The sequence below is a fragment of the Azospira sp. APE16 genome (assembly GCF_047901315.1).
Taxonomy (GTDB): Bacteria; Pseudomonadota; Gammaproteobacteria; order Burkholderiales; family Rhodocyclaceae; genus Azospira; species Azospira oryzae.
Genome location: NZ_CP179682.1, coordinates 1118221 through 1144613 on the forward strand (window position 1 = coordinate 1118221; position 26393 = coordinate 1144613).

28 protein-coding genes are annotated in these 26393 nt (G+C 67.0%); 9 read left to right on the plus strand and 19 right to left on the minus strand.

Annotated features, from left to right (window positions below):
• Nucleotides 1-30: 30 nt before the first annotated feature.
• On the minus strand, nucleotides 31-339 hold the full coding sequence (locus ACLSSQ_RS05510) for a DUF4242 domain-containing protein (RefSeq protein ID WP_416244015.1): 309 nt from the start codon (nucleotides 337-339) through the stop codon (nucleotides 31-33).
• A 239-nt stretch (nucleotides 340-578) separates the two neighbouring features.
• Between ACLSSQ_RS05510 and ACLSSQ_RS05515 the strand changes: the two genes are divergently transcribed.
• Both ACLSSQ_RS05515 and ACLSSQ_RS05520 read left to right on the plus strand, forming a co-directional pair.
• Nucleotides 579-890 (plus strand): hypothetical protein, encoded by a 312-nt coding sequence (locus ACLSSQ_RS05515; protein WP_014238359.1) that lies wholly within the window; start codon nucleotides 579-581, stop codon nucleotides 888-890.
• Nucleotides 890-1393 (plus strand): NUDIX domain-containing protein, encoded by a 504-nt coding sequence (locus ACLSSQ_RS05520; protein WP_130458947.1) that lies wholly within the window; start codon nucleotides 890-892, stop codon nucleotides 1391-1393. Before ACLSSQ_RS05515 ends, ACLSSQ_RS05520 begins: the two co-directional genes overlap by 1 nt.
• A gap of 54 nt (nucleotides 1394-1447) precedes the next feature.
• On the opposite strand, the gene ACLSSQ_RS05525 is transcribed toward ACLSSQ_RS05520, so the two are convergent.
• The 9 genes from ACLSSQ_RS05525 to ACLSSQ_RS05565 all read right to left on the minus strand — a co-directional run bounded on the left by ACLSSQ_RS05525 (nucleotide 1448) and on the right by ACLSSQ_RS05565 (nucleotide 10200).
• A complete protein-coding gene (locus tag ACLSSQ_RS05525) occupies nucleotides 1448-2386 on the minus strand; it encodes a C-GCAxxG-C-C family (seleno)protein (protein WP_416244016.1) in 939 nt (312 codons plus the stop codon).
• Nucleotides 2387-2604: 218 nt separating this feature from the next.
• Nucleotides 2605-3867, minus strand: coding sequence for an EAL and HDOD domain-containing protein (locus tag ACLSSQ_RS05530; RefSeq protein ID WP_014238356.1), 1263 nt, complete (start codon nucleotides 3865-3867; stop codon nucleotides 2605-2607).
• A gap of 5 nt (nucleotides 3868-3872) precedes the next feature.
• Nucleotides 3873-5117 (minus strand): EAL and HDOD domain-containing protein, encoded by a 1245-nt coding sequence (locus ACLSSQ_RS05535; protein WP_416244017.1) that lies wholly within the window; start codon nucleotides 5115-5117, stop codon nucleotides 3873-3875.
• Nucleotides 5118-5127: 10 nt separating this feature from the next.
• On the minus strand, nucleotides 5128-6522 hold the full coding sequence (locus ACLSSQ_RS05540; protein WP_416244018.1) for a phosphomannomutase/phosphoglucomutase: 1395 nt from the start codon (nucleotides 6520-6522) through the stop codon (nucleotides 5128-5130).
• 61 nt (nucleotides 6523-6583) lie between these two features.
• The gene (locus ACLSSQ_RS05545) at nucleotides 6584-7576 is read right to left on the minus strand and encodes a hydrolase (RefSeq protein ID WP_014238353.1); all 993 of its coding nucleotides are present in this window, start codon (nucleotides 7574-7576) and stop codon (nucleotides 6584-6586) included.
• On the minus strand, nucleotides 7576-8013 hold the full coding sequence (locus ACLSSQ_RS05550) for a YybH family protein (protein ID WP_014238352.1): 438 nt from the start codon (nucleotides 8011-8013) through the stop codon (nucleotides 7576-7578). The genes ACLSSQ_RS05545 and ACLSSQ_RS05550 overlap by 1 nt, the downstream gene beginning before the upstream one ends.
• A 15-nt stretch (nucleotides 8014-8028) precedes the next feature.
• Complete coding sequence (gene waaF / locus ACLSSQ_RS05555) at nucleotides 8029-9036, minus strand: lipopolysaccharide heptosyltransferase II (RefSeq protein ID WP_416244019.1); 1008 nt, start codon at nucleotides 9034-9036, stop codon at nucleotides 8029-8031.
• Nucleotides 9037-9064: 28 nt separating this feature from the next.
• Nucleotides 9065-9253: a zinc-finger domain-containing protein gene (locus tag ACLSSQ_RS05560; RefSeq protein WP_014238350.1), complete on the minus strand. Its 189-nt coding sequence runs from the start codon at nucleotides 9251-9253 to the stop codon at nucleotides 9065-9067.
• 26 nt (nucleotides 9254-9279) lie between these two features.
• The gene (locus ACLSSQ_RS05565) at nucleotides 9280-10200 is read right to left on the minus strand and encodes a branched-chain amino acid transaminase (RefSeq protein ID WP_014238349.1); all 921 of its coding nucleotides are present in this window, start codon (nucleotides 10198-10200) and stop codon (nucleotides 9280-9282) included.
• A gap of 147 nt (nucleotides 10201-10347) precedes the next feature.
• On the opposite strand from ACLSSQ_RS05565, the gene ACLSSQ_RS05570 reads away from it, so the two are divergent.
• From ACLSSQ_RS05570 to mnmA, 3 genes are read left to right on the plus strand one after another with little or no spacing between them, the layout of a single operon-like run.
• Complete coding sequence (locus tag ACLSSQ_RS05570) at nucleotides 10348-10800, plus strand: NUDIX hydrolase (protein WP_014238348.1); 453 nt, start codon at nucleotides 10348-10350, stop codon at nucleotides 10798-10800.
• A complete protein-coding gene (locus ACLSSQ_RS05575; RefSeq protein ID WP_416244020.1) occupies nucleotides 10797-11393 on the plus strand; it encodes a hypothetical protein in 597 nt (198 codons plus the stop codon). The genes ACLSSQ_RS05570 and ACLSSQ_RS05575 overlap by 4 nt, the downstream gene beginning before the upstream one ends.
• A complete protein-coding gene (gene mnmA, locus ACLSSQ_RS05580; protein ID WP_130458941.1) occupies nucleotides 11390-12514 on the plus strand; it encodes a tRNA 2-thiouridine(34) synthase MnmA in 1125 nt (374 codons plus the stop codon). Before ACLSSQ_RS05575 ends, mnmA begins: the two co-directional genes overlap by 4 nt.
• Nucleotides 12515-12565: 51 nt before the next feature.
• Here mnmA and ACLSSQ_RS05585 read toward each other — a convergent pair whose 3' ends face one another.
• From ACLSSQ_RS05585 to ACLSSQ_RS05600, 4 genes are all read right to left on the minus strand, one after another.
• The gene (locus tag ACLSSQ_RS05585; protein WP_130458940.1) at nucleotides 12566-13546 is read right to left on the minus strand and encodes a response regulator; all 981 of its coding nucleotides are present in this window, start codon (nucleotides 13544-13546) and stop codon (nucleotides 12566-12568) included.
• A gap of 85 nt (nucleotides 13547-13631) precedes the next feature.
• The gene (locus ACLSSQ_RS05590) at nucleotides 13632-16271 is read right to left on the minus strand and encodes an EAL domain-containing protein (RefSeq protein WP_205231016.1); all 2640 of its coding nucleotides are present in this window, start codon (nucleotides 16269-16271) and stop codon (nucleotides 13632-13634) included.
• The gene (locus ACLSSQ_RS05595) at nucleotides 16268-17275 is read right to left on the minus strand and encodes a response regulator (protein WP_416244021.1); all 1008 of its coding nucleotides are present in this window, start codon (nucleotides 17273-17275) and stop codon (nucleotides 16268-16270) included. The genes ACLSSQ_RS05590 and ACLSSQ_RS05595 overlap by 4 nt, the downstream gene beginning before the upstream one ends.
• 165 nt (nucleotides 17276-17440) lie before the next feature.
• Nucleotides 17441-18049: a glutathione S-transferase gene (locus ACLSSQ_RS05600; RefSeq protein WP_014238342.1), complete on the minus strand. Its 609-nt coding sequence runs from the start codon at nucleotides 18047-18049 to the stop codon at nucleotides 17441-17443.
• 205 nt (nucleotides 18050-18254) lie between these two features.
• Between ACLSSQ_RS05600 and purB the strand changes: the two genes are divergently transcribed.
• The 4 genes from purB to ACLSSQ_RS05620 all read left to right on the plus strand — a co-directional run bounded on the left by purB (nucleotide 18255) and on the right by ACLSSQ_RS05620 (nucleotide 20951).
• The gene (gene purB / locus ACLSSQ_RS05605) at nucleotides 18255-19622 is read left to right on the plus strand and encodes an adenylosuccinate lyase (protein WP_416244022.1); all 1368 of its coding nucleotides are present in this window, start codon (nucleotides 18255-18257) and stop codon (nucleotides 19620-19622) included.
• A gap of 31 nt (nucleotides 19623-19653) precedes the next feature.
• Complete coding sequence (locus ACLSSQ_RS05610; protein WP_130458936.1) at nucleotides 19654-19884, plus strand: hypothetical protein; 231 nt, start codon at nucleotides 19654-19656, stop codon at nucleotides 19882-19884.
• A gap of 36 nt (nucleotides 19885-19920) precedes the next feature.
• Complete coding sequence (locus tag ACLSSQ_RS05615) at nucleotides 19921-20238, plus strand: DUF2322 family protein (protein WP_014238339.1); 318 nt, start codon at nucleotides 19921-19923, stop codon at nucleotides 20236-20238.
• A gap of 242 nt (nucleotides 20239-20480) precedes the next feature.
• Nucleotides 20481-20951, plus strand: a complete 471-nt coding sequence (locus ACLSSQ_RS05620) for a c-type cytochrome (protein ID WP_014238338.1) — start codon at nucleotides 20481-20483, stop codon at nucleotides 20949-20951.
• 102 nt (nucleotides 20952-21053) lie between these two features.
• Here ACLSSQ_RS05620 and ACLSSQ_RS05625 read toward each other — a convergent pair whose 3' ends face one another.
• The 5 genes from ACLSSQ_RS05625 to tgt all read right to left on the minus strand — a co-directional run bounded on the left by ACLSSQ_RS05625 (nucleotide 21054) and on the right by tgt (nucleotide 26341).
• The gene (locus ACLSSQ_RS05625) at nucleotides 21054-21770 is read right to left on the minus strand and encodes a cytochrome b/b6 domain-containing protein (RefSeq protein WP_416244023.1); all 717 of its coding nucleotides are present in this window, start codon (nucleotides 21768-21770) and stop codon (nucleotides 21054-21056) included.
• Nucleotides 21771-21893: 123 nt separating this feature from the next.
• Nucleotides 21894-22841: a protein translocase subunit SecF gene (gene secF, locus ACLSSQ_RS05630; RefSeq protein ID WP_014238336.1), complete on the minus strand. Its 948-nt coding sequence runs from the start codon at nucleotides 22839-22841 to the stop codon at nucleotides 21894-21896.
• A gap of 23 nt (nucleotides 22842-22864) precedes the next feature.
• Nucleotides 22865-24733 carry a protein translocase subunit SecD gene (secD, locus tag ACLSSQ_RS05635; protein ID WP_416244024.1) on the minus strand — a complete coding sequence of 623 codons (1869 nt, stop codon included), beginning with the start codon at nucleotides 24731-24733 and terminating at the stop codon, nucleotides 22865-22867.
• Nucleotides 24734-24794: 61 nt separating this feature from the next.
• Nucleotides 24795-25124: a preprotein translocase subunit YajC gene (yajC, locus tag ACLSSQ_RS05640; protein ID WP_014238334.1), complete on the minus strand. Its 330-nt coding sequence runs from the start codon at nucleotides 25122-25124 to the stop codon at nucleotides 24795-24797.
• A 92-nt stretch (nucleotides 25125-25216) separates the two neighbouring features.
• Nucleotides 25217-26341: a tRNA guanosine(34) transglycosylase Tgt gene (tgt, locus tag ACLSSQ_RS05645; RefSeq protein WP_014238333.1), complete on the minus strand. Its 1125-nt coding sequence runs from the start codon at nucleotides 26339-26341 to the stop codon at nucleotides 25217-25219.
• Between the last annotated feature and the right edge of the window lie 52 nt (nucleotides 26342-26393).

Genomic DNA, 26393 nt, shown 5'->3' on the forward strand with positions numbered 1-26393 from the left:
GAGCCCCCTGGCCCCGGGGGCTCCCTGGGCTCAGGCCCGGACGGGGCGGCGGAAGAAGGTGTCGGCCGGGGTGGCGGTGGACACTTCGCAGATGCTGTCGAAGGGCAGGCCCACCCGTTCGTGGGCCCGCCGCACCGCTTCCGCGTCGGGCGCCATGTTGAGGCAGAAGGCGCGGCCGTCGGCGTAGCTGAGATGGGTGCGCAGGGGGATGACGCCTTCGGCGTAGCAGGCGGCTTCGTACTGGGCGTAGAAGCCCTCGAAGTCGGCGGCGCTGAGGCCGGCGGGGAAAGTGCCGTGCTGCTGGTCGTGGGTGTCGATGAAAAAACGCAGGGCTTGCATGGTCGGCTCCTTGGCGGTGACTACGGGATGTAGTGGGGCGGAGCTTAGGCCGTTGCCGGCGGCACCTCTGTAGCAAAAGCTACACAAGCTTTCCGGGCCGGCCAGGCCGGAGAGGCGCACCGTTCCTGCCTTCCGGGGTGCCCCTGCGGCAGGCCGGCCGCCGGTCCCGGCCGTGGGCCGGCGGCGCCAGCAGTGCTATCCTGCGGTTTTCCCTTTTCCCTTTTCCGTTTGCCGACATCATGCGCATCCTGCTGCTCTCTTCCCTCCTGGCCCTGTCTTCCCTGGCCCCGGCCCTGGCCGCCGATAACCTGGACCGCACGCCGGTGGAGGCCACCACTGCCGCCGGCGACAAGGTGCGCCTCTACCCCACGGGCAAGTGGGAATTCGTGGACGGGGCCAAGGCCGCCGAGGCCAGGAAGCGGGCCGAGCAGTACCCGGAAAACCAGGTTCGCCCCATTGAGGCCCAGGGTGGCTGGGTGCCGGGCAGCAAGATGCTGATGCCCGGCGACAAGGACTACAACCGGGGCTCCCTCAACCCCAAGGCCCGCTGATGTCGGAGCTGTCTTCCCCCTACCGTTTCTGTCCCTGCTGCGCCGGCACCCTGAGCTGGCGCGAGATCGGCGGCGCGCCGCGCCAGGTCTGCGACGACGCGAGCTGCGGCCACGTCTTCTGGGGCAATCCGGTACCGGTGGTGGCGGCCCTGGTGGAGTGGCAGGGCAGCGTCATCCTGGCCCGCAACGCGGCCTGGGCCGAAGGCCAGTTCGGCCTGGTGACGGGCTTCCTGGAGCGGGACGAGGCGCCGGCCGAGGCCGCCTGCCGGGAGGTGGGGGAGGAACTGGGGCTGGTGGCGGTGGGTGCCCAGCTCATCGGCACCTACCCCTTTGCCCGCAAGAACGAGGTGATCATGGCCTTCCACGTGCCGGCCCAAGGGGAAATCTGCCTCAACGAGGAGCTGGCGGAAGTCCGCCTGATCGCGCCGGAAAAGCTGAAACCCTGGGATTACGGCACCGGTCTGGCGGTGGCCGACTGGCTGCGCCGGCGCAGCGCCGGCTGAAGGGATTCCTGCGTCGCCGCTTGGGGCGCACGGCCCGGGGGGCAAGCCCCCGTCTCAGAGATTGGGCAGGCGTTCGTCGCCGTTCTGCTGGTCCAGGATTTCCCGGGCCAGACGGGTGGCGATGACCACGTATTCCCGGCACTGGGCGTGCAGGTGGTTTTCCCGGTACACCTGGCGTCCTTCCTGGGTCTGCAGGTCGCAGCCGAGGAGTTCGCTGCAATGGCCGCCGCCGCAGGTGGCGCGGAATTCGTCGGTGAAGCGCTGGATGGCGTCGTAGTTGGCGGTCACCGGTTCCCGCGGGTCGCTGCGGCCCAGGGCCAGATTGAGGGCCAGCACGCCGCCCGAGTAGGCGCCGCAGGTGCCCCAGGTACGGGAGAGGCCGCTGCAGAAGCCGGTGGCGATGCCGGGAATGAGGGGGGAGTCCAGGCCCATGTGCCGGGCCAGGGCCAGCAGCACGCTCTCGGCGCAGTAGAAACCGGAATCGAAGAAGTCGCCGGCCTGGCTGGTGGGATCCACGCCGTGGTAGCTGTGGGGGGTGCTGGGCACGCTGCGGGCATGGGCCAGGGAACGGCGCATGAGGGCCGTCTGGTCCGGGTCCGGATCGTCCCGCAGCAGGGCCTGGCGCAGGGACTCGGGGGCCGTGTCGCGGTGGGCCGGGGTGAAGCCCAAGGTCTCGAAATAGGTGCGGCTGGAGGCGGTCAGGGTGTACAGCTCCCGAACCCCCATGCCGTAGGCGTGGTCCAGGACGTGCTGGTAGAGCTGGCGGGCGATGCGCTGCTTGCGGAAGCCGGGACGGACGATGAGGGAATGGAGCAGGGCCACGTCGCCGCAGGGGGCGAGGCCTCCGGCTCCGACCAGGCCCACGTCCGAGTCGGCGACGTACACCACGTCTTCCACCTGGCGGCAGTGACTGGGTTCGTCCGGGTGGGCCAGGGACAGCAGGGCATGGATGGCGTCGTGATCGGCGCCGGCAGCTTGGCGAATCTGGAACATTGCTTGCCTCCTCCTCGTCCGCCGGGGGCGGCGGATGGTCAGTGTGCAGCGGGGATTCCGGATGGACGGAGGCTGCCGTGAGGCGACCTTTGAGCCTGGTTTTTCAACGTTTTATATGAAGCCGGCAAGGGGTGCAATTTGCAGTGCACCATCAGCTTTCTTTATTTCGCCGCCAGCCCAGCAGGGAGGCGGCATTGCCCCGGCATGCCGGGGCAAAATCAGTTCTGCTGTTCCTGGCCGATGGCCCGGGTCCAGGCCAGCGCCTGGGCCTGGGCCAGGTTGACCCGCTCCGGCGAGAGCCCCGGCAGCTGCGCCACCAGGGCCGGAACTTGGCTCAGGTCCTCGCTTTCCAGGGCCTCGATGAGGCGCAGCAGCAGCCCCAGGGAGCCCTGGTGGCGCAACAGGGCCTGCTTCACGTCCGTGGCCAGGGTGGAAATCTGGCTGAGGATTTCGTCGATGGGCGTGGCGAAGAGGGCCGGGGTGAGGGAAAGGATGCCGGTCATGAAGGCCCGGTCGGCGAAATCCCGGTCTGCCGCCATGTGGCTTTCCGCCAGCAGTTCCAGCAGCCGGGCCCGGGTCGCCGCCAGTTGCAGCAGGGGCGGGAAGCCGGTGTTGCCGGCCGGGTCGGTATAAAGCAGCAGTTGCAGCCAGCGCTGCAGCTGGCGCCGGCCCAGCAGGGTGATGGCGTGGCGCAGGGAGGTGATGCGGGTGCGGGCGCCGACGGCCGCGGAGTTGGCCATGCGCAGCAGGTTGATGGAAAGCCCGGGCTCGTGCTTGAAGGTCTGCTCCAGCTGGGGCGTGTCCGAATCGTCCAGGACCTGGGACAGCAGCTTTAGCAGGGAGAGGCGGGACTGGCCCAGCTTGCGCCCGGAGAGGATGGTGGGGTGGGCGAAGTAGTAGCCCTGGAAGAGATGGAAGCCGAGGTTGCGGCAGTGTTCCATCTGTTCCCGGCTTTCCACCTGCTCCGCCAGCAGTTCCAGGGGGCGCCGGGCCAGGGCCTGCACCAGGCCGGGCAGGGCCTCCTCGGACACGGCGGAGATGCACACCTTGGCGATGTCCATCAGGTCCAGCAGGGGCTCCATGGCCGGGGTGACGGCGACGATGTCGTCCAGGGCCAGGGTGAAGCCCTTGGCCTTCAGCTCCCGGCAGCGCTTGAGGAGTTCCGGCGTCACCTCCACCGTCTCCAGGATTTCCAGCACCACCTTGTCCTTCGGCAGCAGCTCCACCGCCTCGCTGAGGAGGAAGTCGCCGTCCACGTTGATGAAGGCTTTCTGTTCCCCCAATGCGTCGGCCAGGCCCAGTTCGGTGAAGGCGTGGGTGATGACCGTGGCGGTGGCCACCATGTGGTTGGCGACGATGGCCCGGTTGGGCGCCGGCCCGGAGCGGAACAGCAGCTCGTAGCCGTAGAGGCTCTGCCGGGCATCCAGGATCGGCTGGCGGCCCAGGTAGATGGGCGTGGTGTGGGTGGTGTCGGGGGCCATGGCGGTCAGCTGTCGCGGGCCAGCATGTTGGCCCAGGCCATGGCCTGGGCCAGGCATTCGGTGAGGAGGGCGCCCCGCAGGCCGGGCATCTCGGCGATGAGGCCGTTGAAGGTGGCGTCGCCGTCGGCTTTCTCCAGCTGCTCGGCCAGGGCCAGCAGGCGGCCCAGGTCGCCCTTGTATTCGATCAGGGCCTGCTTCACGTCCGGCGGCAGGGGCAGGGGCGTGATGATGTCGGCGATGGGCTGGCCGATGACGGCGGGCAGCAGGGAGAGAATGCCGACCATGAAGGCCCGGTCCGGCAGGTCTTTCTGCCGGGGCAGGAATTTCTGGGTCACCAGTTCCAGGAAGCGGCCCCGGGTGGCGGCCAGCTGCAGCAGGGGGCCCACCTCGCCGCCTTCCGGATCGGCGTAGAGCAGCAGTTGCAGCCAGCGTTGCAGCTGGTTGCGGCCGAGGATGGTGATGGCGTGGCGCACCGAGGCGATGCGCACCGCCAGGCCGCTGGCGCAGGAGTTGGTGAGGCGCAACAGGTTCAGGGTGAGGCCCGGCTCGCCCTTGAAGGAACGCTCCAGGGCGGCGGTGTCCGCGTCCTTGAGGATCAGGTCGAGCAGGCGCATCACCGTCATGGCCGAATGGGTCAGCTTCTTGCCGGAGATGAGGGTGGGGCGGGCGAAGTAGTAGCCCTGGAAATATTCGAAGCCCAGGTCGAAGCAATGCTCCATCTGGCTCTGGTTTTCGATCTTTTCCGCCAGCAGCTTCTTCTGCAGGGGGCGCAGCTTGCAGGCCAGGAGGAACAGCTGGTGGTTGTCCAGCAGTTGGTGGTCCACCTTGAGGATTTCCGCTTCCGGCAGCAGGGGCAGGTTGATTTCCGCGAACTCGGCGACGCCGCCCAGGGCGAAGGTGAAGCCCTGCTGCTTCAACTCGCAGCAGCGGGCCAGCAGGGCCTCGTCCGCCGGCGTGTCGGCGGGCAGTTCCAGGACCACGCTGGCGCCGGGCAGGATTTCCACCTCGGGGCCGAGGACGAAGTCCGGGGTGGCGTTGATGTAGGCCTTGTAGGGCCCCAGCACGTCCCCCAGGGACATTTCGCCGAAAGCATTGGCCACCACCCGGGCCGTGGCCAGGCGGCCGTCGGCCACGGCGGCCCGGTCCACGCCGCTGCTGCGGAACAGCAGTTCGTAGGCGACGAGCTTCTGCTCCCGGTCCAGGATGGGCTGGCGGGCCAGGAAGATGTCGGCGTCCAGGGGCAGGATCATGGTGGTCGGGTCAGAAGGGCAGGGTCAGGCCGGGCCAGGCGGCGGCCAGTTCGCGGCGGAAGTCGGCCTGGATGCGGGCCAGGGCCTCGGCGTTGTCGGCCTCGAAGCGCAGCACCACCACCGGGGTGGTGTTGGAGGGACGGGCCAGGCCGAAGCCGTCGGCGTACTCCACCCGCAGGCCGTCGATGGTGATGATTTCCCGGGCGGCCTCGAACTTGGCGCCGGCCTTGAGCTTGTCCAGCAGGGCAAAGGGTTCGCCTTCGGCCATCTTGATGTTCAGCTCCGGGGTGGAAGTGGCGTTGGGCAGGTCCTTCAGCACCGGGTTGGCGTCGGCGGCCCGGGCCAGGATTTCCAGCAGGCGGGCGCCGGTGTAGAGGCCGTCGTCGAAGCCGAACCAGCGCTCCTTGAAGAAGACGTGGCCGCTCATCTCGCCGGCCAGGGGGGCGCCGGATTCCTTCAGCTTTTTCTTGATCAGGGCGTGGCCGGTCTGCCACATCACCGGCTTGCCGCCGTGTTCGCGAATCCAGGGGGCCAGCAGGCGGGTGCATTTGACGTCGTAGACGATCTCGCCGCCGGGGACGCGGGACAGCACGTCGGCGGCGAACAGCATCAGCTGGCGGTCGGGGAAGATCACTTCGCCGTCCTTGGTCACCACTCCCAGACGGTCGCCGTCGCCGTCGAAGGCGATGCCGATCTCGGCGTCGGTCTCCTTCAGGGCGCGGATGACGTCGGCCAGGTTTTCCGGCTTGGAGGGGTCCGGGTGGTGATTGGGGAAGTTGCCGTCCACCTCGCAGAAGAGGGGCACGATGTCACAGCCGAGTTTCTTGAACAGTTCGGGCGCCACGGCGCCGGCGACGCCGTTGCCGCAATCCATGACTATCTTCATGGGGCGGGCCAGCTTGACGTCGGCCAGGATGCGTTCCACGTAGGCGGCCTTGACGTCGGCCTGGGTCAGCTTGCCTTCGCCCCGGGCCAGGTCGCCGGCTTCGATGCGGCGCTTTAAGGCCTGGATCGCCTCGCCGGCCAGGGTCTCGCCGCCGATGACCATTTTCAGGCCGTTGTAGTCCGGCGGATTGTGGCTGCCGGTGACGGAGACGCAGGAGTGGCAGCCCAGCTGGTGGGCGGCGAAATAGGTGACCGGGGTGGGCACGCAGCCGATGTCGATCACGTCCACCCCGGTAGCGCGGATGCCGTCGGCCAGGGCGCCGGCCAGCTCCGGGCCGGAGAGGCGGCCGTCGCGGCCGATGGCGATGGCCGTCTGCTGCCGCTCCCGGGCCAGGCTGCCGAGGCCGTGGCCGATGGCGCGCACCACGTCGGCGGTGAGGCTTTTGCCGACGATGCCGCGGATGTCGTAGGCCTTGAAGATTTCGGGGGGCAGGGCGGGAATCTGGACGGAGGCGTTCATGAATCGGACTCGTGTTTTTATGTTCGGGCGAATGTTCGGGTGGCAGCGCCTGGTGGCGGCGTCAGCAGTGTTGCCGGAAAAAGTGCAGCAGGCGCCGGGGCAGCCAGTCCAGGCGGCCCGGCGGGCCGCCCCGGACGAAGCCCACGTGACCGCCGTGGGCCGGTTGCTCCAGCCGGACCTGCAATGATACCTGAGTAGGGGTGGGCAGGGCATGGGCCGGCAGGAAGGGGTCGTTGCGCGGATTGAGCACCAGGGCGGGCACCCGGATGCCCTGCAGCAGGGGCTTGCTGGAAGCCCGCCGCCAGTAGTCATCCACCCCGGCGAAGCCGTGCAGGGGCGCCGTCACCGCATCGTCGAAGGCCCGCAGGCTGCGGGCCCGGCGCATGGGGCGCGGGTCGAAGAGGTCGGGGAAGCGCCGCAGGCGGGCCTCCGCCCCCCGTTTCAGGGTGCCGAGGAAATGGGCGCTGTAGACCCGGTTGAAGCCCCGGCCCAGGGCGTCGCCGCAGACGGTCAGGTCCAGGGGCGGGCACACCGCGGCGGCGGCCTCCACCACCCGGGTGGCCTGGAATTCCTGTTCCCCCAGCCACTTGAGCAGGGCGTTGCCGCCGAGGGAAACGCCGGCAGCGAACAGGGGCCGTTCGGGGAAGCGCTGCCGGAGGCGGTGCAGGATCCAGTCGATTTCGGCGGAGTCGCCGGAATGGTAGGCCCGGGGCAGACGGTTCAGTTCGCCGGAGCAGCCGCGGAAGTGGGGCACCACACCGCCCCAGCCGGCCTCGGCGGCGGCGGCCATGAGGGCGGTGGCGTAGTGGCTGCGGGAACTGCCCTCCAGGCCGTGGAACAGCACCAGCAGGGGCCGCCGGCAGGGCGGATGGGCCAGGGGCGGGGCCTCCCGGTCCGGGTCCAGCCAGTCCAGGTCGATGAAGTCGCCATCCGGCGTTTCCCAGCGCTCCCGCACGTAGGCCGGAGGCGCCGGCCGGATCAGCAGGGGGTAGATGGTCTGCAGGTGGCCGCCGGGCAGCCACCCCGGCGGGGTGTAGGCCGGCGGATGGGCCATCAGTGCAGGACCCGGGGCTGGGCGTCCCCGTCGCTGTCGCCGTTGCCTTCTTCGGCGCCGGGGGAGGCGTGGTGGGAGAGCAGGCGCCAGCCGTCGCTGCCGCGGATGAAGACGTTGGTCACCAGCACCGGGCCCCGGGGTTCCGGGTCCCCTTCGGCGAAAAAGGTTTCCTGCAGGCTGTGCACCGCCAGCATGCCGCCGAGCCAGGCGACCCGCTCGCCGATGCGCACGGTGAGCCGGGGAGCGCTGGCGAAGAGGCTCTGCCAGCCGTGGCGGATCTGGGCGTGGCCGCACAGGCGCTGGCCGTCGGGATGGATGCAGACGACATCCTCGTCGTCGGCCCAGATGGCCATCATGGCCTCCAGATCGCCCTTCTCCAGGGCCTCGTAGAAGGCGTTTTCGGCATCTTCAGGGCGGGGGAAGGGCGGTGTCGGCATGGGGGACTCCGGCGGTCAGCGGGGGAGGGTGTCCAGGACCCGGAGAGGTTCCAGGTCCTGCAGGCATTTGAAGTGCCCCAGGGGGCACTCCCGTTTGAAACAGGGGCTGCATTCCAGGCCCAGCTGCAGCACCGTGGCCCGCTCGCTGAGGGGCGGCGTGAAGCCGGGGGAGGAGGAACCGTAGAGGGCGGTGAGGCCGCGCCCCAGGGCGGCGGCCACGTGCATCAGGCCGGAATCGTTGCAGACCACGTGGTCGGCCAGGGCCAGCAGGTCGATGGCCTGGTCCAGGCTGGTGGCGCCGCACAGGTTGCGGGCGCAGCCGTCGGCGGCCTGGGCGATGCTTTCGCCCACCGGCCCATCCTTGTGGGAGCCCAGCAGCCAGACGGTCCAGCCCTGGGCGGCGGCGGCCCGGGCCAGGCTGGCGTAGTGGGCCTCGGGCCAGCGTTTGGCGGGGCCGTACTCGGCACCGGGACAGCAGACAAGCAGGCGGGACGGGCGTTCCAGGCCCAGGGCCGCCAGGGTCCGCATCTGGTCTGCCTCCCGGGAGTGCAGGCGGGGCGGGGCAATGGGCCGGGGCGGCAGCCGGCCGGGGGCTTCCGCCAGCTGGGCGAAGCGTTCCACCATCAGGGGCGTGGCGCTTTTGTCCAGGGTGTGGCGGCAGTTGAGCAGGCCGTAGCGGGCCTCGCCGGTGAAGCCGACACGCAGCGGAATGCCGGCGAAGGCGGTGACCAGGGCGGATTTGAGGGAATTGGGCAGGACCCAGGCGGCGTCGTAGCCCCGGGCCGCCAGCTGGCGGCCGAGGGCCCAGCGGGCCTTGAGATTGAGTTCGCCGTGGGCGAAGGGGTTGTCCAGGACTTCCCCGATCTCGTCCATGCGGGAGAGCACCGGCGCCACCCAGCGGGGCGCCAGGGCATCGAGCACCAGCCCCGGGTGGCGTTCCTGCAGGCGCTGGAACAGGGGCTGGGCGAGGACGGCGTCGCCGATCCAGGAGGGGGCGACGATGAGCCCGCGACGCAAGGTCATCGCCTCTCCTCCATGAAACGGCATGGGGTCAGTGGTGACCCTTGGGCGCTTCGCCCTTGAAGACGTAGCGGGTGCTGCAGTAGGGACAGGTCACTTCGCCGGTCTTCAGCACGTCCAGGAACACCCGGGGATGCTGGCTCCACAGGGGAGCCTTGGGGGTGGGGCAGTGCAGGGGCAGGTCGTCGGCGGTGACTTCGACGGTCAGATTGTCGGCCATGGTCGGTCTCGGAACGGGCGAAAGGATTAAACGAAGGCCAGCCAGTCGGCGTGGGCGGCGGAACGGCCATTGACCACGTCGAAGTACTTTTCCTGCAGGGCCTTGGTGACGGGGCCGCGGTGGCCGACGCCGATCTGGCGGTTGTCCAGTTCGCGGATGGGGGTCACTTCGGCGGCGGTGCCGGTGAAGAAGGCTTCGTCGGCGCAATAGACTTCGTCGCGGGTGATGCGCTTTTCCACCACCTCGATGCCCATTTCGCCGGCCAGCTGGATCACGGTGGCGCGGGTGATGCCTTCCAGGCAGGAGGTCAGGTCCGGGGTGTACAGCTTGCCGTTCTTGACGATGAAGATGTTCTCGCCGGCGCCTTCACAGACGTAGCCTTCCGGGTCCAGCAGCATGGCTTCGTCGTAGCCGTCGGTGAGGGCTTCGTTGTTGGCCAGGATGGAGTTCATGTAGTTGCCGGAGGCCTTGGCCCGCACCATGGTGATGTTCACGTGGTGGCGGGTGAAGGAGGAGGTCTTGATGCGGATGCCGCGCTGCATGCCTTCCTCGCCCAGGTAGGCGCCCCAGGGCCAGGCGGCGATGATGACGTGCACCTTGGCGCCCTTGGGGGAAACGCCCATCTTCTCGGAGCCGTAGAAGGCCAGGGGGCGGATGTAGCCGGATTCCAGGTTGTTGGCGCGGATCACTTCCTTCTGGGCTTCGTTCAGCTCTTCCTGGCTGTAGGGCAGGGCCATCTGGAAGATGTGGGCGGAACGGGCCAGGCGCTGGGTGTGGTCCTGCAGACGGAAGATGGCGGTACCCTTGTCGGTCTGGTAAGCCCGGACGCCCTCGAACACGGCCATGCCGTAGTGCAGGGAGTGGGTGAGGGCATGGGTGGTGGCTTCGCGCCAGGGCACCAGTTTGCCGTCTTGCCAAATGAAACCGTCGCGGTCCGACATAGACATGTTGAATCTCCGTTCGCTGCGTGTTCGATAAAGTCCGAAATTCTAGCCCAAATCCGCACCGCCTGCATTGGTGCGGCGCGGCATGACGGCTGGCCCCGGCCTTGGGCCTGGGGGTAAAATGCGGCCTTTGCGCAATCCGGAATTCCCATGGCACCCGTCTGGAAACCCAATGTCACCGTGGCCGCCGTCGTCGAGCGGGACGGCCGTTTTCTCCTGGTGGAAGAAGAGACCGACGACGGTCTGCGTTTCAACCAGCCTGCCGGCCATCTGGACGAGGGAGAGTCCCTGGTGCATGCCTGTGCCCGGGAGTGCCTGGAGGAAACCGCCTACCGTTTCCGTCCCACCGCCCTGGTCGGCATCTACCAGTGGCCCCGGCCGGCCGGCGACATCACCTACCTGCGCTTCGCCTTCACCGGCGAGATCGAAGGTTTCGAGGAAGGGCGGGCCCTGGATACGGGCATCATCGGCGCCCGCTGGCTGACCCTGGAGGAAGTGCGGGCCACGGCGGAACGCCACCGCAGCCCCCTGATCCTGCGCTGCATCGAGGACTACGTGGCCGGCAAGCGCCATCCCCTGGACCTCATCACCCACTATTCATGAAAGTCCTCGTCGCCGCACTGCTGGCTCTGGGGCTGCCTCTGGGGGCCGCCGCGGAGCCGGTGGGACTCTGCTACAACTACGGCTGCACGGTGCAGACGGAAGTGGAGGTGAGTCGGGCCCAGCTGGACGCCATCGGGCGGGACATGCTCAAGGCCCGGGACGCCGAGTCCGAGCGCCGCTTCCTGGCCGAGGCGGTGGCCCGCCTGTACCGCATCGCCGGCACCCAGACGCCCATCTGGCGCGACAAGGGCGGCAATTCCGAGGACGACGCGGTGGAGGGGCGCATGGACTGCATCGACCACTCCACCAACACCACCCATTTCATCGAGTTGCTGGCCGGCCGCGGCTGGCTGCGCTACCACACCCTGCTGCCCCGCCAGATGCGGCGCCGCGGCCTGATCTTCGATCACTGGACCGCCGCCATCGAGGACGGCAACGGTGAGAAATTTGCGGTGGATAGCTGGTTTTTTGACTATGGGGAGACGCCGGCCGTCATCCCCTTCGAGGATTGGCTGGACGGCCGGGACCCGGAAGTGCGGCACCGGGTGGCCGAGGCGGTCCAGGAACAGATGGAAAGACAGGTGAAGCAATGAGCGCAGCACAGGAAAAAGGTACGGTCGTGGTCGGTCTTTCCGGCGGGGTGGATTCCTCCGTCGCAGCCCTGCTGCTGAAGCGCCAGGGCTGGAAGGTGGTGGGCCTCTTCATGAAAAACTGGGAGGACGACGACAACGAGGAATACTGCTCCTCCCGCCAGGACCTCATCGACGTCATGAGCGTGGCCGACACCATCGGCATCGACGTGGAGGTGGTGAATTTCGCCAAGGAGTACAAGGAGCGGGTCTTCGCCGAGTTCCTCAAGGAATACCAGGCCGGCCGCACCCCCAATCCGGACATCCTGTGCAACTCGGAAATCAAGTTCAAGGCCTTCCTTGACCACGCCATGCAGCTGGGAGCCGACAAGATCGCCACCGGCCACTATGCCGGGGTGCGGGAAGTGCCCCATCCGGCTGGCGTCGGCGTCGAGTACCAGCTGCTCAAGGCCGAGGACGGCACCAAGGACCAGAGCTACTTCCTGCACCGCCTCAACCAGGCCCAGCTGTCCAAGACCCTCTTTCCCCTGGCCGACTGGTACAAGCGGGACGTGCGCAAGCTGGCCCTGGAGGAAGGTCTGCACGTGGCGGCGAAGAAGGACTCCACCGGCATCTGCTTCATTGGCGAGCGGCCCTTCAAGGATTTCCTGATGCGCTACCTGCCGCCGCAGAAGGGTGAGATCCGGGATCTGGACAGCGGCAAGGTGCTGGGGGAACACGACGGCATGACCTACCACACCATTGGCCAGCGCAAGGGCCTGCACATCGGTGGCCTGGCCGGCGGCCAGAAGGCCAACGGCGAGCACGATGCCTGGTTCGTGGCGAAGAAGGACGTGGCGGCCAACGTGCTCTACGTGGTCCAGGGCCACGACCATCCGGCCCTGCTCTCGGGCCGCCTGGAAGCCCATGACCTGTCCTGGGTCTCGGGCCGGGCGCCGCGGCCCCACTGGGTCTATTGCGCCAAGACCCGCTACCGGCAGGAGGACGCGCCCTGCGAGGTGGAGCGGGTGGATGGGGAATCCTGCCTGATCGATTTCGCCGAACCCCAATGGGCCGTGACCCCGGGGCAGTCGGTGGTGCTGTACGAGTCCCGGGTCTGCCTGGGCGGCGGCGTCATCCGCTAGAGGGCGGGTAAAACCGGCTGTGGCCGGGCCGGCGCGGGGCCGGCCCCGGTGCTACACGGCGCCGGCCTGCTGCACGATCTCGGCCAGTTGCCGGTTTTCCAGGAGCATGCGGCGCTGGGCCAGGGCCTGGGCGATGCTGGTCTTCAGTTCGAAATCGCTCCAGGGCTTCTGGATGAAGGCGAAAATGTTGGCGCCGCCGATGGCCTGGATCAGGTCGCCTTCGCAGATTTCGTTGCTGATGAGGATGCGGAAGCAGTCGGGCTGCAGGTCGGCAAAGCGCTGCAGCAACTCCACCCCGTCCATTTCCGGCATCTTGCGGTCGGCGATGATGCAGGAGAAGGTGTTGTTCTTCACCAGCTCCAGGGCGTGGCGGGCCGAGGGCGTGACCTGCACGCTGATCTTGCCTTCCTGCAGCACCGGCGTGGTGGCGTGGGCCACTTCGGCACGGATCGCCAGGTAAAGGTCGTCCACCTCGGAGTGGTGGGTGAGCACCCGGGAGAGGGAGCCGAGTACGCCCGGGTCGTGATCCACGATCAGGATCTGCTCCATGTTGCCTTCGGGCAGGGGCGGCACGCTGATCTGCCGCTGCCGCACCACAGCCGCCAGTTCCCGGTGCTGGCGCAGGGTCTGGTGATAGCCGATGGCCTGGGCCAGGGAGCTTTTCAGGTAGTAGTCGTGCCAGGGCTTGGGAATGAAGCGGTAGATGTGGGTCTCGTTGACCATGCGGATCAGGGTGGCCATGTCGGTCTGGCCGCTCAGCACCAGGCGGGCGCATTCGGGCTGCAACAGGGTCAGTTCCTTGAGGAACTCCAGGCCGTCCATGTCGGGCATGCGGTAGTCGCTGATGACCGCGTCGAAACTCTGTTCCCGGGCCTTGGCCAGGGCCTGCAGCGGGTCGGTGCAGCCGGTTACCTGGTAGCGGTAGCGGCCATGGGGCGGCGAGGCCAGCTCCCGCTGCACGGCGCTGACAATGTTGGGCTCGTCGTCCACAACGAGGATGTGGCGGATGTTGTTTTGGTCCACGATCTGCATTCCTGAATGAGGGAGTGGCCGCACGCTGGGGCGGCGGGACATGTCAAAAGGGTAGCACAGGCACGGCCGGCTTTCCCAGCCGGCCTCAGTGCTCCGGCGCGGCGCCGTCGGCTGGCGGCGGCTTGCGCATTTCGTACTGGCGGAAGGCGTCCCGGATGGTTTCCAGCAGTTCGCCGTCGTCCCAGGGCTTGGTCAGGAACTTGAACAGTTCGCCCCGGTTCACCGCACTGGTGACGGCCTTCAGGTCGGTGTAGCCGGAAAGGATGATGCGCATGGTGTCCGGGTACATGGCCCGCACCTTGCCCAGGAATTCGGCACCGTCCATCTCCGGCATGCGGGCGTCGGAAATGATGACCCCGACGTCGTGGCCGGCCAGGATGTCCAGGCCCTCCTTGCCGCTGTTGGCGGTGAGGATGACGTAGCCTTCGCGGCGGAAGAGGCGTTTCAGGGCCGAAAGAATCCCCGGTTCGTCGTCCACCAGCAGCAGGGTGCGCCCGGGCACCTTGGACTCGGGCTGGAACTCCAGCTTGCGGCCCTGGCGCAGCATGGCCTCGAATTCGTCGGCGGGCAGGGCCGGGCTGAAGAAGTAGCCCTGCATTTCGTCGCAATTGCGGGCCCGCAGGAAATTGAGCTGGGCCTCCGTCTCCACCCCTTCGGCAATGGCCAGCAGCTTCAGGCTGTGGGCCAGGGAAATGATGGCCAGGGCGATGGAGGCGCTGTCGGGATCGTGGGTGATGTCGCGGACGAAGGTCTGGTCGATTTTCAGCCGGTCGATGGCGAAGCGCTTGAGGTAGCTGAGGGAGGAGAAGCCGGTGCCGAAGTCGTCGATGGAGAGGGCGATGGAGAGGCCCTTGAGCTTTTCCGTGGCGCGGATGAAGGCCTCGGCGTCGGCCATGACGGCGCTCTCCGTCAGCTCCAGTTCCAGGTAGTTGGGGGCCAGCCCGGTGTCGTGCAGGATGCGGGCGGCCAGCTCCACCACATCCTGGGCGGCGAACTGGCGGGCGGAAAGATTCACCGCCACGGGAATCTTGGGCAGGCCCGCGTCCTGCCAGGCCTTGTTCTGGCTGCAGGCGGTGCGCAGCACCCATTCGCCGAGGGGCACGATGAGGCCGGTTTCCTCCGCCAGGGCGATGAAGGAGCCGGGCATGACCAGGCCCTTCTCCGGGTCCTGCCAGCGCACCAGGGCTTCGGCGCCGATGATGGCGCCGTTGCGCAGGTTCACCTGGGGCTGGTAGTACACCACCAGCTCGCCCTGGTCGATGGCCCGGCGCAGGCCGTTTTCCAGGTCCAGGCGCTCCAGGGAGCGCTGGTTCATTTCCGCCGTGTAGAACTGGAAGCGGTTGCCGCCCTTGGTCTTGGCCTTGTACATGGCGGCATCCGCGTTGCGCAGCAGTTCCTCGCCGTTGTCGCCATCCTTGGGAAAGGTGGCGATGCCGATGCTGCCGGACAGGAAAAACTCCCGCTCCGCCACGTGGAAGGGATTGGCCAGGGCCTTCAGGATGGGCTGGGCGAAGGCGCTGGACTGCTCGGCCGTGGCCACCTCCACCACCAGCACGAACTCGTCCCCTTCGAGGCGGGCCAGGGTATCCATCTTGCGCACCTGGCGCCCCAGGCGCTGGGCCACTTCCCGCAGCACCTGGTCGCCGGCGGCCCGGCCCAGGGTGTCGTTGATGCTCTTGAAGCGGTCCAGGTTGAGGGTGAGGACGGCGATGTTCATGCCGCTGCGGCGGCACACCTCGATATTGTGGTTGAGGCGGTCGTAGAGCAGGTTGCGGTTGGGCAGGTCCGTCAGTTCGTCGTAGTTGGAGTGGCGCTCCAGCTGTTCCAGGTAGCGTTTGCGGTCCCGGATGTCGCGCAGGGTGGTGACGGCGCCGATGATCCTGCCGTCCTCGACGATGGGGGTGTGGGAGCACTCCAGGGGCAGGGGTGTGCCGTCCCGGTGCCAGAGGGTGCTTTCCCGGTCCCGGATGGTGATGCCGGAGTGCAGGCACAGGTGCATGGGGCAGTCTTCGACGGCGTAGTGGCTGCCGTCGATGTGGGAGTGGTGCAGCATGCGGTGGGAGTCCTGGCCGAGCAGTTCCTCCTCGGTGTAGCCCAGCAGGGCCGTGGCGGCCGGGTTGATGAAATTGATGCGCCCCTCCACGTCCACGCCGAAGATGCCTTCGCTGGCGGAGGAAAGGATCAGCTGCCGCATGCGGTTGAGACGGGCCTCGTTGCGCTGCCCCTGTTCCTGGATGGCCAGGTTTTCCGCCACCCGGCGCTGCACTTCCGCCTCCAGGGAGGCGTTCTGCCGGCGCAGCTGGTCCTGGGCCAGCTTCAGGTCCAGCTGGGTGCGGATGCGTCCCAGCAGGATGGCCGGGCGGATGGGTTTGGCGATGTAATCCACGGCCCCCAGGGCCAGGCCCCGCTCCTCGTCCTCGTCCGCATCCAGGGCCGTGACGAAGATCACCGGAATGTGCCGGGTGGCCGGATTGGCCCGCAGCTCGGCCAGGGTTTCGTAGCCATCCATCTCCGGCATCATGATGTCGAGCAGGATCAGGTCCGGCACCGGGGTGCTGTTGGCCACCTTCAGGGCCCGCTGGCCGCTGTTGGCGATGCGCACGTTGTAGTGGGGATTGAGCAGCTCGCCGATGACGGTGAGGTTTTCCTTGGTGTCGTCCACCACCAGGACGGTTTCCTGGTGCAGGGGGGCGTCCCCCGCCTCGGGCAGGTCGTTTTCAATCATCCTGGGAAGACTCCGGAAGCCGCCGGCTCCGCCTCCGGCCGCATGAACGCCGCCAGCCAGCGGTTTTCCAGCTGCAGGCGGTGCTGGGCCAGGGCGAGGGCGATGTTGGCCTTCAGTTCGAAGTCGCTCCAGGGCTTTTCGACGAAGGCGAAGATGTGGGCCTGCTGGATGGCCTGGGCCAGTTCGGCCTCGCCGATCTGGCCGCTGATGAGGATGCGGCTGCAGTCCGGCTGGCGGGCGGCAAAGCGCTGTAGCAGTTCGATCCCGTTCATCTCCGGCATGCGGTAGTCGGCGATGATGCAGGAAAAGACGACCCGCTCGGCCATCTGCAGGGCGTAGGCGGGGGAGGGGGTGATCTGGACGCTGATGTGGTCCTCCGCCAGGGTCCGGCGGCGGGGCTGGCCGTGCTGTTCGGCCAGGATGGCGGCGAAGAGGCCGTCGGACTTGCTGTGATGGGTGAGCACCCGGGCCAGGCTGTTGAGCACGCCCATGTCGTCGTCCACGATCAGCAACTGTTCCACCGCCGCCGGTTCCGGCAGCAGTTCCGACAGCTGGCGTTGGCGGGCCGCTTCGGCCAGGCGCCGGTTTTCGGCCAGGGTCTCGGCGTAGTCGATGGCCTGGGCGAGGGCGGCCTGCAGCATGTAGGCGGGCCAGGGCTTGGCGATGAACCGGTAGATGTGGGTTTCATTGACCATGCGCACCAGGCTGTCCATGTCGGTCTGGCCGCTAAGGACCAGGCGGGGACAGTCCGGCTGGATGGCCGCCAGGGCCTTGAGGAATTCCAGGCCGTCCATGCCCGGCATACGGAAGTCGCTGATGACGGCGTCGAAGGTTTGCCGCTCGGCCGCCACCAGGGCCTGGCGCGGGTCGGTGAAACCGGCCACGGTGAAGGCATAGCGGCCCAGGCGGCGGCCCTTGAGCTCCCGCTCCACGGCATGGAGGATGCTCAGTTCGTCGTCCACCACCAGAATGTGGCGGGTGGGATGATCGTGCCCATATTCCATGCCAGCCTCCTGCCTCTGCCTGCATTGACCCCGGTGTCCCGGCGATAGTCCCTACTCTACCGAAAAACCGTCCCCTTTCGCCCTAGGAAAATGCCGGGGGCAAGAAAAAAGGCTGCCCGCGGGCAGCCTTTTCGGGGAGGCGCAATGGCCGCCGAGCCCTGGCGTTCAGTCGTGGGGCAGGGTGTCGCTGAAGGCGGGGCGCTGCATCAGCTTCTCGTGGATGCGGGCCAGGCCCGGATAGGCCGGCCGCCATTCGATGTCGGCAAAGCGGAAGTCCAGGTAGCCCAGGGCGACGCCCACGGCGATGTCCGCCAGGGAGAAGTGGGTGCCCATACACCAGGGGTTTTCGCCCAGTTCCTTGGCCATGTAGTCCAGGGTGCGCTGGATCTTTTCCCGTTGCCGGGCGATGGTGGCTCCATCCTGCTTCTGCTTCGGCCGTTTGCCTTCGAGGAAGGTGGCCACCGCCGCTTCCAGCAGGCCGTCGGCCAGGGCCTCCCAGCGCTTCACTTCCATGCGTTCCCGGTTGGGGGCGGGCATCAGCTTGTTGTTGGGGGTGACGTTGTCCAGGTATTCGACGATGACCCGGGAATCGAACAGGGGCGTGCCGTCGTCCAGCAGCAGGACGGGAATCTTGCCCAGGGGGTTGTGCTCCGGAACGCGGCTTTCCGGCGTCCACGGCGACTCGATTTCGAACTCGGCCTCGATCTTCTTTTCCGCCAGGACCACCCGTACCTTGCGCACGAAGGGGCTGGTGTAGGAACCGATCAGTTTCATGAGCTTCTCGTTGTCTGTATGCGTGTTTTCGACCGGGCAGGCCCGGCCGGATGGGGAGGCAAAGTATAACACCCCGGACCACCGTCCCCTGCCAAGCAAGTCACGTACGCCATGCCGCGCTGGTCCGGGGACGGCAATTCCGGTTTGCCCAGACCTTTGCCCGGCGGGTAAAATTCCGCTCTTGGCTCAACAGGATACCCATTCCATGTCTCTTCACGCTCTCACCGCCCTTTCCCCCCTGGACGGCCGCTATGCCGGCAAGGTGGATGCCCTGCGTCCCCAGTTCTCCGAGTACGGCCTGATCCGCCGCCGCCTCCAGGTGGAAATCGAATGGCTCAAGGCCCTGGCGGCTGAACCCCATTTCGCCGAAATCCCCGCTTTCTCCGCCGCCACCGTGGCCGAGCTGGATGCCCTGGTGGCCGGTTTCGGCCCCGAGCAGGCCGCCGAGGTGAAGGCCATCGAGGCCACCACCAACCACGACGTGAAGGCCCTGGAATACTGGATCAAGGACAAGACCAAGGCCAACGCCGAAGTCACCGAGGTCACCGAATTCATCCACTTCGCCTGCACCTCCGAAGACATCAACAACCTCTCCCACGCCCTCATGCTCAAGGCCGCCCGGGACGAGGTGATGCTGCCCTCCCTGGACAAGGTCATTGGCCGCCTGCGCGACCTGGCCCATGAACTGGCCGAGGTGCCCATGATGAGCCGCACCCACGGCCAGCCGGCGACGCCCTCCACCATGGGCAAGGAACTGGCCAACGCCGTCTATCGCCTCAACCGGGCCCGCGTCCGCATCGCCGAGGTCGGCCTGCTGGGCAAAATCAACGGCGCCGTCGGCAACTACAACGCCCACCTGGCCGCCTACCCCGGCTTCGACTGGGAAGGCTTCGCCAAGCGCTTCGTCGAGAGCCTGGGCCTGGAATTCAACCCCTACACCATCCAGATCGAGCCCCATGACGCCATGGCCGAACTGTATGACGCCTTCGCCCGCACCAACACCATCCTCATCGACCTGGACCGGGACGTCTGGGGCTACATCTCCCTGGGCTTCTTCAAGCAGAAGGTGAAGGCCGGCGAAGTGGGTTCCTCCACCATGCCGCACAAGGTCAATCCCATCGACTTCGAGAACTCCGAAGGCAACCTGGGCCTGGCCAACGCCGTGCTCAAGCACCTCTCCGAGAAGCTGCCCATCTCCCGCTGGCAGCGCGACCTGACCGACTCCACCGTGCTGCGCAACATGGGTGTCGGCCTCGGCTACGCCCTGCTCGGCTACGATTCCCTGCTGCGCGGCCTGAACAAGCTGGAAGTGAATGCCCAGGCCATGCACGACGACCTCAACGCCAACTGGGAACTGCTGGCCGAGCCGATCCAGACCGTCATGCGCCGCTACGCCGTGCCCCAGGCCTACGAGAAGCTCAAGGAACTGACCCGGGGCACCCGCGTCACCCGCGAAGGCATGCAGACCTTCGTGCAGTCCCTGGAAATCCCGGAAGCCGCCAAGGCCGAACTGCTCAAGCTGACGCCCTGGGACTACACCGGCAAGGCTGCCGAACTGGCCAAGCGCATCTAAGCCCATGCGCTGCCCCCGCTGCGATCAGCCCATGGAGGACCGTCGGAGCGACCTCTGCCCCGACTGTCTTGAAGCCCGGCAGAAGGCCATGGTCCGGGGCGCCCGCCAGGGCGGCCTGGCCGGCCTGTTGCTGGGCCTGCTGCTGGCCGGCCTGCTGCTCGGCGTCTACGGGCCCGAGCGGGGCATCAAGGCCATCGCCTTCGGCATCGCCTCGGCCTGCGCCATCACCGGCGTGCTGTTTGGCATGCTGCGCCGGCGCTGATTTTTTTCTCCCAAGAACTACAACCAGAGTTTCCCCATGAGCTTTGCTGAAAACCTGAAGAAGCTGCCGGGCATTTCCCACCTGGCCGCCATCAACCTGCTCGATGCCGAAGGCAATACCGTCGCCACTATCGAGAACAAGCCGGGCAGCGCCGGTTCCGTCGCCGTCTACAACCACCTGGCCCAGACCTACGGCGCCATCACGCCCCAGGCCGCGCTGAAGGGCATCGAGATCTATGCCGAGCACAGCGAGGATGCCAAGCTGCATCCGGGCAAGCATCCCAATATCGACCGCCTGATCCAGCTGGCGGCCGAGGGCAAGACCCTGCGCGCCAAGCACGTCTTTGCCGTGTAAAAGTTGTAAAAATCCGGTGGAAAAGGGCGGCTGCGGCCGCCTTTTTTCTTGCTCCCAGCCCGGCTGGCAGCCGCATCTGCGGCCGTTTCCAGGCTGTTGCTCCGGTCTTGTCCGGTGGGGGCCGTACATTAATGCCGGCTGATATGCCATTGCCTTGAGTCGTATAATTGCCCGTCGTTGCGCCGCGCCTTGCGGTGCCACCGTCAGCCTTTCCATTCAAACCACAACACGAGAGAAATGCCATGAAGAAACTGCCCAAGCTCCTGCTCGCCCTTTCCGCCCTGGCCGTGGCCGCCGGCGCTTCCGCCCAGGTCAAGCCCGAAGACGCCATCAAGTACCGCAAGGCCGGCTACTCCTACATGTCCTGGAACATGGGCAAGATCAAGGAGCAGACCATCGACAACCCGGCTGCCTACAACAAGGACCAGGTCCTGGCCGCTGCCCGCACCATCGCCGCCATCGCCAACTCCGGCATGGGCGCCCTCTACGTGCCCGGCTCCGACAAGGACGCCGGCGGCCAGAAGACCCGGGTCAAGCCCGAGTTCTTCCAGCAGCAGGAGGAAGTGGGCAAGATCGCCCGCGCCTTCAATGCCGAAGCCAACAAGCTGGCCGAAGTGGCCGCCGGCGGCGACGTGAACGCCATCAAGGCCCAGTTCGGCAAGACCGGCGAGACCTGCAAGTCCTGCCACGACAAGTTCCGCATGAAGGACTGAGGTCCTTGCGCCCGGCAGGCGGCCCTGGCGTCGCCCTGTCCGGAGCGTGCAGGCAAAGAAAAGGCCGCCCGTGGGCGGCCTTTTCTTTGGGGGACTCGACGCTTACCAGCTGGGCGTGGCCGGTGCCGATGCCGGCGGCGGGGGCGGCGGTGCGATCCAGACGCCGGAAGCGCCCCAGACGGCCAGGACCGCCAGGGCCAGGGCGACGATGAAGGCCACCAGGCCGCCGCCCTGGGCATGGGCGGTGGCGGGCACGGCGGGCTGTGCTGCCGGCAGTTCCTTCCAGCCGGTGAGCATGGGCTTGACCAGGTTGTCCTTCTTTACCCGGGCGTAGAAGACGATGGCGCCCACGTGCACCAGCACCAGGGCCAGGATCAGGGGAAAGGCGCCCTTGTGCAGGCCGGAGAGGGTGTCGGAGAGGTCCTTGCCCACCAGGTCCATGAGGGGGCCGCGGAAGGCGATGTCGTCGTTGGCGAAGAGGCCGGATACCACCTGGAACAGCAGCAGGGCCAGCAGGGCCAGCACGGAGAGGGCGCCCAGGGGATTGTGGCCCAGGCCCTGCCAGCGCCCCTGCAGATAGGCCTTGATGGCGCCGGGGCCGGGCACGAACTGGCTGAAGCGGGCGTAGGTGGAACCGGCCACGCCCCACACCAGGCGGAACACCAGCAGGCCGACGATGGCCAGGCCCAGCTTGCCGTGAACGAAGATGGCGTTGCCGCCGACCTGGCCGGTGACCACGGCGCCCAGCACCAGGGCGGCCAGCAGCCAGTGGAAGAGGCGGGTGGGCAGGTCCCACACCTTGATTTTCTGCGTGCTCACGAGTGTTTCTCCCTCATGCAAGTAAAACGGGCCGCCCGCGGTGGCAGGCGACCCGTCGAATTGTAGCCCCTGCCGCAGGGGCGGGGCTGTGGCCGAATGTAACCGGCCGTTGCTGATCCAGACTCAGACGCAGGCGCCGTCGTCGCTGACGTTGGGGTCCTTGGCCTTGGGGGCCTTGATGAACTGCTCCCGGGACACCCCCAGCCACATCACCAGGGGGCTGGCCACCAGCACCGAGGAGTAGATGCCGAAGAGGATGCCGATGGTCAGGGCCATGGCGAAGTAGTGCAGGGTCTCGCCGCCGAACACCAGCATGGACAGCACCATCATCTGGGTGGAGCCGTGGGTGATGATGGTGCGGGAGATGGTGCTGGTGATGGCGTGGTCCAGCACCTGGGGCGTGGTCATGCCGCGGGCCTTGCGGAAGGTTTCCCGCACCCGGTCGAAGACCACCACGGATTCGTTCACCGAGTAGCCCAGCACCGCTAGCACCGCCGCCAGCACCGAGAGGGAGAATTCCCACTGGAAGAAGGCGAAGAAGCCCAGGATGATGATGACGTCGTGCAGGTTGGCGATGATGGCCGACACCGAGAAGCGCCATTCGAAGCGGAAGGCCAGGTAGATGACGATGCCGATGATCACCACCAGCAGGGCCATGGCGCCGTTCTCGGCCAGTTCCTTGCCCACCTGGGGGCCGACGAACTCGACCCGGCGCAGGGAGGCGGAAGCATCCTCGGCGGAGAGGGCGGCCATGACGGACTCGCCCAGCTTGGCCGTGTTCTGCTCGGACTTCAGGGGCAGGCGGATCAGCACGTCCTGGGAGGAGCCGAAGTTCTGCACCGAGTAGTCGGAGAAGCCGGACTTGCCCAGGGCGCCGCGGATTTTCTCCAGGTCGGCGGCCTGGCTGTAGCTGACCTCGATCAGGGTGCCGCCGGTGAATTCCACCGACAGGTGCAGGCCCCGGGTGGCGAGGAAGAACACGGCCAGGAGGAAGGTGACCAACGAAATGACGTTGAACACCAGCGCATGGCGCATGAAGGGGATGTCCTTGCGGATCTTGAAAAATTCCATGTTAAGTATCCCTTGCTAGGCGCTTACTTGGCGCTGTCCAGGCCGGGCTTCCAGACCTGGCCGATGGAGACCTTGTCCAGCTTCTTGCGGCGACCGTAGATGAGGTTGACCAGGGCCCGGGAGACCACCACGGAACTGAACATGGAGGTCAGGATGCCCAGGCAGTGCACCACGGCGAAGCCCCGGATGGGGCCGGAGCCGAAGGCCAGCAGGGCAACGCCGGCGATCAGGGTGGTGACGTTGGAGTCCAGGATGGTGCCGAAGGCCCGCTCGTAACCGGCAGAGATGGCCGCCTGGGGGCTGGCGCCGTTGCGCAGTTCTTCCCGCACCCGTTCGTTGATCAGCACGTTGGAGTCGATGGCCATGCCCAGGGTCAGGGCGATGGCGGCGATGCCCGGCAGGGTCAGGGTGGCCTGCATGAGGGACAGCAGGGCCACCAGGAACATCAGGTTGGCCGCCAGGGCCAGGGTGGAGATGAGGCCGAACATGAGGTAGTAGCACATCATGAAGGCGGCAATGGCGAGGAAGCCCCACAGGGTGGAGTGGAAGCCCTTGCTGATGTTGTCGGCGCCGAGGGAGGGGCCGATGGTGCGCTCTTCGACGATGTCCATGGGCGCCGCCAGGGAACCGGCCCGCAGCAGCAGGGCGGTGTCGTTGGCTTCCATGGTGCTCATCTTGCCGCTGATCTGGACCCGGCCACCGCCGATTTCGGTGCGGATCACCGGGGCGGTGACCACTTCGCCCTTGCCCTTTTCAATGAGCAGGATGGCCATGCGCTTGCCCACGTTCTCCCGGGTGATGTCCTTGAAGATGCGGGCGCCGGCGGAATCCAGGGTCAGGTGCACCGCCGGTTCGTGGGTCTGGCCGTCGAAGCCGGGCTGGGCGTCGGTGAGGCGGTCGCCGGTCAGCACCACCTGCTTCTTCACCAGCAGGGGCGAGCCGCCCCGTTCGCTGTAAAGCTCGGTGCCGAAGGGTGCCTGGCCGGCCATGGCCGCTTCCAGGGCGCCCGGGGTGTCGTCCACCATGCGGATTTCCAGGGTGGCGGTGCGGCCCAGGATGTCCTTGGCCTTGGCCGTGTCCTGCACGCCGGGCAGCTGCACCACGATGCGGTCGGCGCCCTGCTGCTGGATCACCGGCTCGGCCACGCCCAGCTCGTTGATCCGGTTGTGCAGGGTGGTGATGTTCTGCTTCAGGGCGAAGTCCTGGATGCGCTTGACCGCCGTGGGCTTCAAGCTGGCGGTGAGCTTCAGGTCGGAGCCGTCCTGGCCGTCCACGAAGGTCAGGTCGGGCTGGTTGTCTTCCAGCACGATGCGGGCCTTGGTGCGGGTGTCGGCGTCGCGGAACTTGACCACCACCGCATTGCCTTCCCGGTTGATGCCGGCGTGGCGCAGGTTCTTGTCCCGCAGCAGGGTGCGCAGGTCGGCCGACATGGAGTCCAGGCGCTTGGTCAGCGCGCCGGCCATGTCCACCTGCAGCAGGAAGTGCACGCCGCCCCGCAGGTCCAGGCCCAGGTACATGGGCAGGGCGCCCAGGTTGGAGAGCCACTTGGGGGAGGAGGAGAGCAGGTTCAGGGCGACCACGTACTGGGCGTCCTGGGGATTCGGGTTGAAGGTCTTTTCCAGCAGGTCCTTGACCTTGAGCTGGGTGTCGGTGTCCTTGAAGCGGGTCTTGACGCCGTTGCTGTCGAGGAAGATGCCGTCGTGGCTGATGCCGGCGCCCTGCAGGGCGGCTTCGACGCGGGACAGCAGCTGGGCATCGGTCTTCAGGGTGGCGCGGGCCGGGGAAAGCTGGACGGCCGGGGCTTCACCGAAGAAATTGGGCAGGGTGTAGAGGAAACCGATCACCAGTGCGACGATGACGGTGATGTATTTCCAGAGCGGATAGCGGTTCATGGGCGGTTCCTGGGGGACCGAAAAAGGCAAGGGGCCGGACGAATCCGGCCCCGGGGATGACTTACAGGGACTTCAGGGTTCCCTTGGGCAGCAGCACCCCGATGGCGGGTTTCTGCACCACGACTTCGGTGTTGGGGGCGATTTCCAGATGGACGTAAGCGTCGCCGATCTTGGAGACGCGGCCCACCATGCCGCCCTGGGTGACCACTTCGTCACCCTTTTGCAGGGCGTCCACCATGGCCTTGTGTTCCTTGGCCTTCTTCATCTGGGGGCGGATCATGAGGAACCACAACACCACGAACATCAGGATGATGGGCAGGAATTGCATCAGGCCCCCGGTGGGGTCGGCAGCCTGGCCTGCGGCCTGGGCGTGAGCGGCGCTAATCAGCACGGTTTTACTCCTTGATTGCTTCGAAATTTGAACGGGGCATTGTACCACCGAGCCATGGTGCGGATGCCCGGTGGCGGACCTACGGTGCGGCTTTAGCCGGCCGCCGGGCTGGCACCCCGGGAACGGTCCCGATGGAAGTTCTCCATATGGGGCTGCAGGCGCCCTTCTTCAATAGCGGCGCGCAATTCGGCCATCAGCACCTGGTAGTAGTGCAGGTTGTGGATGGTGTTGAGCATGGAGCCGAGGATTTCCCCGGCGCGGAAGAGGTGGTGCAGGTAGGCCCGGCTGAAGTTGCGGCAGGTGTAGCAGTCGCAGGAAGGGTCCAGGGGGCCGGTGTCCTGGCGGTGGATAGCGTTCTTGATCTTGAGGTCGCCGTAGCGGGTGAAAAGGTGGCCGTTGCGGGCGTTGCGGGTGGGCATGACGCAGTCGAACATGTCGATGCCCTGGCTTACCGCATGCACCAGGTCTTCCGGCGTGCCCACGCCCATCAGGTAGCGGGGCTTGTGGGCGGGCAGTTTCGGTGCGGTGTGGGCCAGGATGCGGGCCATGTCTTCCTTGGGCTCGCCCACGGACAGGCCGCCGATGGCCATGCCGTCGAAGCCCATTTCATCCAGGCCGGCCAGGGATTCGTCGCGCAGGGTCTCGTACATGCCGCCCTGGACGATGCCGAAGAGGGCGTTGCCGTTGCCCAGGCGACGGTGCTCGTCGATGGAGCGCTGGGCCCAGCGCAGGGACAGGCGCATGGACTTGGCCGCTTCGTCCACGGTGGCCGGGTAGGGCGTGCATTCGTCGAAGATCATGACGATGTCCGAGTTCAGCGTGTGCTGGATACGCATGGACTCTTCCGGCGTCAGGAACAGCTTGGCGCCGTCGATGGGGGAGGAGAACTTCACCCCTTCCTCGGTGATCTTGCGCAGGGCCCCCAGGGAGAAGACCTGGAAGCCGCCCGAATCGGTGAGGATGGGCTTGTTCCAGCCCATGAAGTCGTGCAGGCCGCCGTGGGCCTTGATTACTTCCAGGCCCGGGCGCAGCCACAGGTGGAAGGTGTTGCCGAGGCAGATCTGGGCGCCGATGTCGTGCAGGGACTGGGGCGTCATGGCCTTGACCGTGCCGTAGGTGCCCACCGGCATGAACACCGGGGTCTGCACCGTGCCGTGGGCCAGGGTCAGGGTGCCGCGACGGGCCTGGCCGTCGGTCTTGAGAAGTTCGAACTGCATGGACGTATTCCTAAATTCCTGAAAACCATTTTTGCCACAGAGGGCACAGAGA